7 protein-coding genes are annotated in these 6,095 nt (G+C 33.1%); 3 read left to right on the forward strand and 4 right to left on the reverse strand.

Features of this window, described 5'->3' with window-relative positions:
• Positions 1-66: 66 nt before the first annotated feature.
• Both hslR and hslO read left to right on the forward strand, forming a co-directional pair.
• A complete protein-coding gene (hslR, locus tag J3U19_RS11280; protein ID WP_267346343.1) occupies positions 67-465 on the forward strand; it encodes a ribosome-associated heat shock protein Hsp15 in 399 nt (132 codons plus the stop codon).
• Positions 437-1,330, forward strand: a complete 894-nt coding sequence (hslO, locus tag J3U19_RS11285; RefSeq protein ID WP_416380260.1) for an Hsp33 family molecular chaperone HslO — start codon at positions 437-439, stop codon at positions 1,328-1,330. The genes hslR and hslO overlap by 29 nt, the downstream gene beginning before the upstream one ends.
• A 315-nt stretch (positions 1,331-1,645) precedes the next feature.
• On the opposite strand, the gene tsaA is transcribed toward hslO, so the two are convergent.
• From tsaA to metN, 4 genes are all read right to left on the reverse strand, one after another.
• Complete coding sequence (gene tsaA, locus J3U19_RS11290) at positions 1,646-2,362, reverse strand: tRNA (N6-threonylcarbamoyladenosine(37)-N6)-methyltransferase TrmO (RefSeq protein WP_416380261.1); 717 nt, start codon at positions 2,360-2,362, stop codon at positions 1,646-1,648.
• A 118-nt stretch (positions 2,363-2,480) separates the two neighbouring features.
• Entirely contained in the window at positions 2,481-3,380 is a 900-nt protein-coding gene (gene metQ, locus J3U19_RS11295; protein WP_267342059.1) for a methionine ABC transporter substrate-binding lipoprotein MetQ, read from the reverse strand.
• Positions 3,381-3,394: 14 nt separating this feature from the next.
• A complete protein-coding gene (locus J3U19_RS11300) occupies positions 3,395-4,036 on the reverse strand; it encodes a methionine ABC transporter permease (RefSeq protein ID WP_416380262.1) in 642 nt (213 codons plus the stop codon).
• Positions 4,037-4,148: 112 nt separating this feature from the next.
• Positions 4,149-5,180 carry a methionine ABC transporter ATP-binding protein MetN gene (gene metN, locus J3U19_RS11305; RefSeq protein WP_267346347.1) on the reverse strand — a complete coding sequence of 344 codons (1,032 nt, stop codon included), beginning with the start codon at positions 5,178-5,180 and terminating at the stop codon, positions 4,149-4,151.
• A gap of 116 nt (positions 5,181-5,296) precedes the next feature.
• On the opposite strand from metN, the gene gmhB reads away from it, so the two are divergent.
• A complete protein-coding gene (gene gmhB, locus J3U19_RS11310; protein ID WP_267342056.1) occupies positions 5,297-5,833 on the forward strand; it encodes a D-glycero-beta-D-manno-heptose 1,7-bisphosphate 7-phosphatase in 537 nt (178 codons plus the stop codon).
• The last annotated feature ends 262 nt before the right edge of the window (positions 5,834-6,095 follow it).

Below are 6,095 nucleotides of genomic sequence, written 5' to 3' on the forward strand. Positions count from 1 at the left end.
CAATTTGATTGGTTGTATATGTTTATTATCAAACTGGCTTTGATAGTAAAACTAGATGAGGTGGTGATGGAGCTAGTAAGACTCGATAAATGGTTATGGGCTGCAAGGTTTTATAAGACCCGTTCTCTAGCCAGAGAAATGATTGATGGTGGTAAAGTTCACTATAATGGTCAACGCGCTAAACCAAGTAAAATTGTTGAAGTTGGGGCGATGTTAACACTTCGTCAGGGCTCCGAACAAAAAACAATTCAAATTTTGGCTATCAGTAGTCAAAGAAGAACTGCCACTGAAGCTCAATTTCTTTATCGAGAAACGATCGATAGTATTGCTAAACGCGATCAACTGGCACAAGCGCGTAAACTAAATGCATTAACTATGCCGCATCCTAATAGAAAGCCGGATAAAAAAGAGAGGCGAAATTTGCTTAAATTTAAATATGATAGACAAAAAGGTGACAACAACTAATATGGATACTTTAAATCGATTTTTATTTGATAATCATCCTATTCGCGGTGAAATTACCCGTCTTGAACAGACATACCAAGCTATTTTAGATGATCATAATTATCCAATAGCTGTACAAAAGTTACTAGGGGAATTATTAGTTGCAACCAGTTTATTAACTGCCACTTTAAAATTTGAAGGTGATATTGCTGTACAATTACAGGGTGATGGGCCATTAAGTTTAGCTGTAGTTAATGGTAATAATCAGCAAGAGTTACGTGGTGTTGCTAGAATCAATAGTAGCATTGGTGATGATGCTTCGCTTAAAGATATGGTAGGTAATGGCTATATAGTTATCACAATTACACCAAAACATGGTGAGCGTTATCAAGGTATAGTTGGTTTAGAGAATGATTCATTATTAGGCTGTATCGAAAACTATTTTATGCAGTCAGAACAGTTACCAACTAGACTGTTTATTAAAACGGGTCTATTTAAAGGTAAGCGAATAGCAGCAGGAATTTTATTGCAAGTTTTACCTAGCAATGAAAATACAACGGATTCATTTGAGCATCTTAGTGCTTTAACTGAAACGATTACTAGCGATGAATTATTCGAGTTATCAACTGAAGAAATTTTATATCGTCTTTACAACCAAGAAGAAGTCAGACTTTTTGAAACTCACAATATTACTTTTAAATGTGGGTGCTCTCGTCAACGTTGTGAAGATAGTTTAATGACGTTACCTGCTAATGAAATTGATGAAATTCTAAATGAAGAGGACGGAAAGATCGATATTCATTGTGATTATTGCGGAAAGCACTATCTCTTTGAGGCGATTGATGTTGCTCAAATGAGAAATAAACAACATTCTCAATACCATTAATCTTTTATTAAAAGAACCACTAAAATTTAAGGAATTTTAGTGGTTAAGGGAAATATAGGGAAATTAAACCCGTATTTAATGTATCAAAGTTATTTAAATATACCAGTCTTTTTTAGTCGTTTCCGATGATATTTTTGTAAACAATCTTTACAAAACAATTTTTAGTTAAATCTATTAAAACGTATCACTAGCCTAAAAATTTTTTACAAACGTTAATGTATTATTAGGATGATTTATTGGATCTGTCGTCAATCATCGATAAATGATAAAAGTTAAGAATTGGTTCTTTATCATTAACGAGTAACACATTTTTACCTATTTCTTATTATCCATAATAATATCTTCAACAATTGCATGTTGATTACTGATTTTACATTTTATATTGAATTGGTAAAGTCTCAGCCCATATTCTTGTTGCTCAATATTATTTTGTTTGTAAGCAGGTCTTGGATCTTGAGAGATAACCTGCGTGATTAATTCTTTAAGGTGTGGATAAGTTGATAGGTATGAAGTTAGAATCAATTGTGCTTGTGGTGAAAATTCCACTGTAATTTTTTTCTCAGGTTCTGATTGAGCATAACCTGCAACAGCCCAAGGATAACTATCACAATAGGGTAAATAAGGTTTAATATCGATAATTGGTGTTCCATCAACTAAATCAATACTGCCTAATTTCAAAATAATCTGCTTATTTTTGAAAACAATATCTTTTAATTCGACAGCTGAAAGTCCAATATGATTAGGGCGAAAAGGTGATCGGGTAGCAAACACTCCTAATGTTTTATTACCGCCTAAACGCGGCGGACGTACAGCTAAACGCCATTTTTCTGGTTCAATATGATGAAATTGAAATAATAGCCATAAATGTGAAAATTGTTCTAATCCTTTAACACTAACAGGATTATTATAAGGTGATAATAGATGAAGTTCACCTTGACCTGCGGTAACTAAATTTGGCTGTCGAGGAACAGCAAATTTTTCGCTGTAGGGAGAATGAATAATACCGATCGGTTTGATTTGATATGTCATTATTTAAGATTTTATTTATTGATAGCCAATTTTAAATAGTCTTATCGGTTCTTTCAGTAGTATTATTCCGCTGATTTATGGGTCAGCGGAATAATGTTTATAGTTAATAATTCATCGATCATTACCAACCACGAATTGCACCACCATTGAAAATTTGCTCAGCTTTTTGTGCTACAATATCAGTTTGATAGGCTTTAACAAAGTTTTTGATGTTTTCATTATCTTTGTCAGCTTCTCGAGCTACAATAATATTAACATATGGTGATTCTTTATCCTCTACAAATATGCCATCTTTGCTTGGTGTTAAATTTGCTTGTCCTGCAAAAGCATTATTGATAATAGCAAGATCAACTTGAGCATCATCTAATGAACGCGGTAGCATTGGTGCTTCAAGTTCAACAATCTTGTAGTTATAAGGATTACTTGTAATATCAAGAACAGTAGGTAGTAAACCTTTCGTTTTATCAACGGTAATCATACCTTCATGCTGTAATAAGAGTAATGCTCGACCTAAATTAGTTGGATCATTTGGAATGGTAATCGTTGAATTAGCGGCAATAAAGAAAGTTTCACCGCGAGGTGATGTTATTTTTACACCTTCTCCTGTTTCTGTTGTATTATCAATTGGTTTTAATTTATGAGAATAGCTAGCAATAGGGTAAACAAATGAGTTACCGACAACGGCTAGTTTATAGCCGCGTTCTTTTATTTGTTCATCTAAATAAGGCTTATGTTGAAAAGCATTAATATCAATTAAGCCATCATTTAATGCTTGATTTGGTGTGACATAATCATTAAAAATAACCAGTTCAACATCTAGATTATAAAGATCTTTGGCTTGTTGCTTAACCACTTCTGCGACTTCTTGTTCAGGACCAGAAATAACGCCTACTTTAATCATGCTAACTTTAGCCGGTTCTTCTGATTTATTATCTGAAACTGTTGATTGCTTATTATCACAACCAGTTAAAAAAAATGAACTTATCAATACGGTAATGAATGCTAGTTTTTTAATAGACATGAATTCCTCCAAAATTAGTGATGCGTAACGCGTCTGACAATCCTATTGCCAATAAATTGTATAATAAAAACAATAACAATTAATATAATTAAAACCGTATTCATTATAGCAGGCTTATAGCCGTTGTAACCATATTGAATTGCAAGTTGACCTAAACCACCAGCACCAACAGCTCCAGCCATAGCAATATATCCGGTAAGAGTAATTAATGTAATTGTCATGCTATTGACTATTACCGGTAATGATTCAGGTAATAGAACTTTATATATAATTTGTAATGGTGTTGCACCCATTGAACGAGCAGCCTCAATTAGTCCTTTAGGTACATCCAATAATGCATTTTCAATCATACGTGCAATTAATGGAGAAACCCCAATACTTAATGGAACAACTGCTGCTTGCTTACCTATAAAAGTTCCCATTAAAAATGTGGTAAATGGAATAATCCAAACGATTAATATAATAAAAGGTATGGAACGGAACACGTTAGTAATGAATGAAAGCGTACTATTAGCTGCATAACAATCTAAAATTTGTCCTTTACGGGTGGTGTAAAGTAATATACCAATAGGTAAACCTATCACTGTTCCCCATAAACCTGACAGAATAACCATATATAATGTTTCATCAGTTGCTTGTGCCATTTTGAATAACATAGCTTCATTAAATCCATTAAATGAAGAACAAAATGCCACAAAATTTGCCCAAAAGTCGTGTCCTGCAAAATATCGAAATAATGACTCAAAAGGTTTAAATGAAGGAATAAAATCAAACATAACCAAGCACCTCTACTTTAGTGTTATTTTTTTCTAAAAACTGAATTGCTGATGCTGTGCTTTTGGGTTTTCCTCTTAGTTCAGCCAACATTAAACCAAATTTAACACCTCCTGCATAATCCATTTGTGCACTAATAATGTTGCTATCAATATCAAACTCTTTAGCAATTTGAGATAATAAAGGTAAGTCTACTGAAACTCCAGTAAACTCAAAACTCACTAAAGGATTAAGTCCTTCTTTATATTCAGGCGATAGCCTTGCTAAATAATCTTCAGGAATATTAAGATGTAAAGTTGATTGAATAAATTGACGTGCAATATCCGTTTTTGCATGTGAAAACATTTCTCCAACCGATGATTGCTCAATTAATTCCCCATTACTAATAACGGCAACTTGATCACAAATTTGTTTAACAACATCCATCTCATGGGTAATTAATAAAATGGTTAAACCTAGTTTTTGATTGATATCTTTTAATAATGCCAAAATAGAGCGCGTTGTTTCAGGGTCAAGCGCACTGGTTGCTTCGTCACACAATAATACTTTGGGATCACTAGCTAAAGCTCTTGCTATCGCAACACGTTGCTTTTGACCACCCGATAAATTTGCAGGATAGGCATGAGATTTTTCAGTTAATCCAACTAAATCAATAAGTTCAGTGACTTTTTGTTTAATAACGGCTTTAGGTGTTTTATCTAGCTCAAGTGGAAATGCAATATTATCAAACACTGTGCGTGAAGACAGTAAATTAAAATGCTGAAAAATCATGCTGATTTTTCGACGTACTTCAATAAGCTTACGATTTGATAAATGAGTGATCTCTTGATTATCAAAAAATATTTTACCACTAGTGGGTTTTTCTAAAAGATTAACGCAGCGAATAAGTGTACTCTTTCCTGCACCAGACTTACCAATAACACCATAAATTTTGCCTTTGGGTACATGAATTGTGATGTCCTTTAATGCATGAATTGGCGTCTTATTATGTTCAAATGTTTTCGAAATATGTTGTAGTTGTATCATAATATATAAAGACAATGTGTAAATAGGTGAATATTAAGACGTCTAGACATCTAAGTCAATCAATAATATGCGATACAAATTCGCTGAATATCTAAGCAAAAGGGAAAAAAGTAAATATGAAACCAGCTATTTTTTTAGATCGGGATGGTACCATTAATATCGATTACAATTATGTACATACAATTGATAAATTTCATTTTATTGATGGTGTCATTGAAGCAATGCAAGAACTCAAAAAAATGGGCTTTTTATTGATTATTACAACTAATCAATCAGGGATTGCAAGAAATAAATTCACAGAAGAACAATTCAATGTTTTGACTGAATGGATGGATTGGTCATTACAAGATCGAGGTGTTGATTTAGATGGTATCTATTACTGCCCACATGATCCTTTAATCGATACATGTGAATGTCGAAAGCCGAGTCCTGGTATGATTCAAACCGCAGCTAAAGAGCTAAATATAGATATTGCTAATTCATATATGGTTGGTGATAAAATTTCTGACTTATTATCAGGTAAACGTGCAGGTGTTAAAAAAGCAGTGTTAGTAAAAACTGGCGACATAATCACAGATGAAGCATTATCCCAAGCTGACTGGGTCATTGACAGCTTAGCGGATTTACCAAGTAAGATAAAAATCGAGACTTAATTGGTGATTATTAAATGCAGTATTTAATATAAATACTGCATACTTTATACTTAAATTTAATTATTCGTGATTCTTTTCTTGTTAGGCAATATAGTTTAATCAAGTAAATTAAAACAGCATCCGATATAAAATGACTGGTTTTAGTATGCTTCGAGTACGTTTAGAGCAAAAAAAGCACAAACAGAAAAAAAATAGCAATAAACACTTGCAGTAAAATTTAAAGTGCCTATAATGCGCATCCACTGACACGGCGTCATCGACA

The organism is Gilliamella sp. B2828, assembly GCF_026537125.1.
GTDB lineage: Bacteria > Pseudomonadota > Gammaproteobacteria > Enterobacterales > Orbaceae > Gilliamella.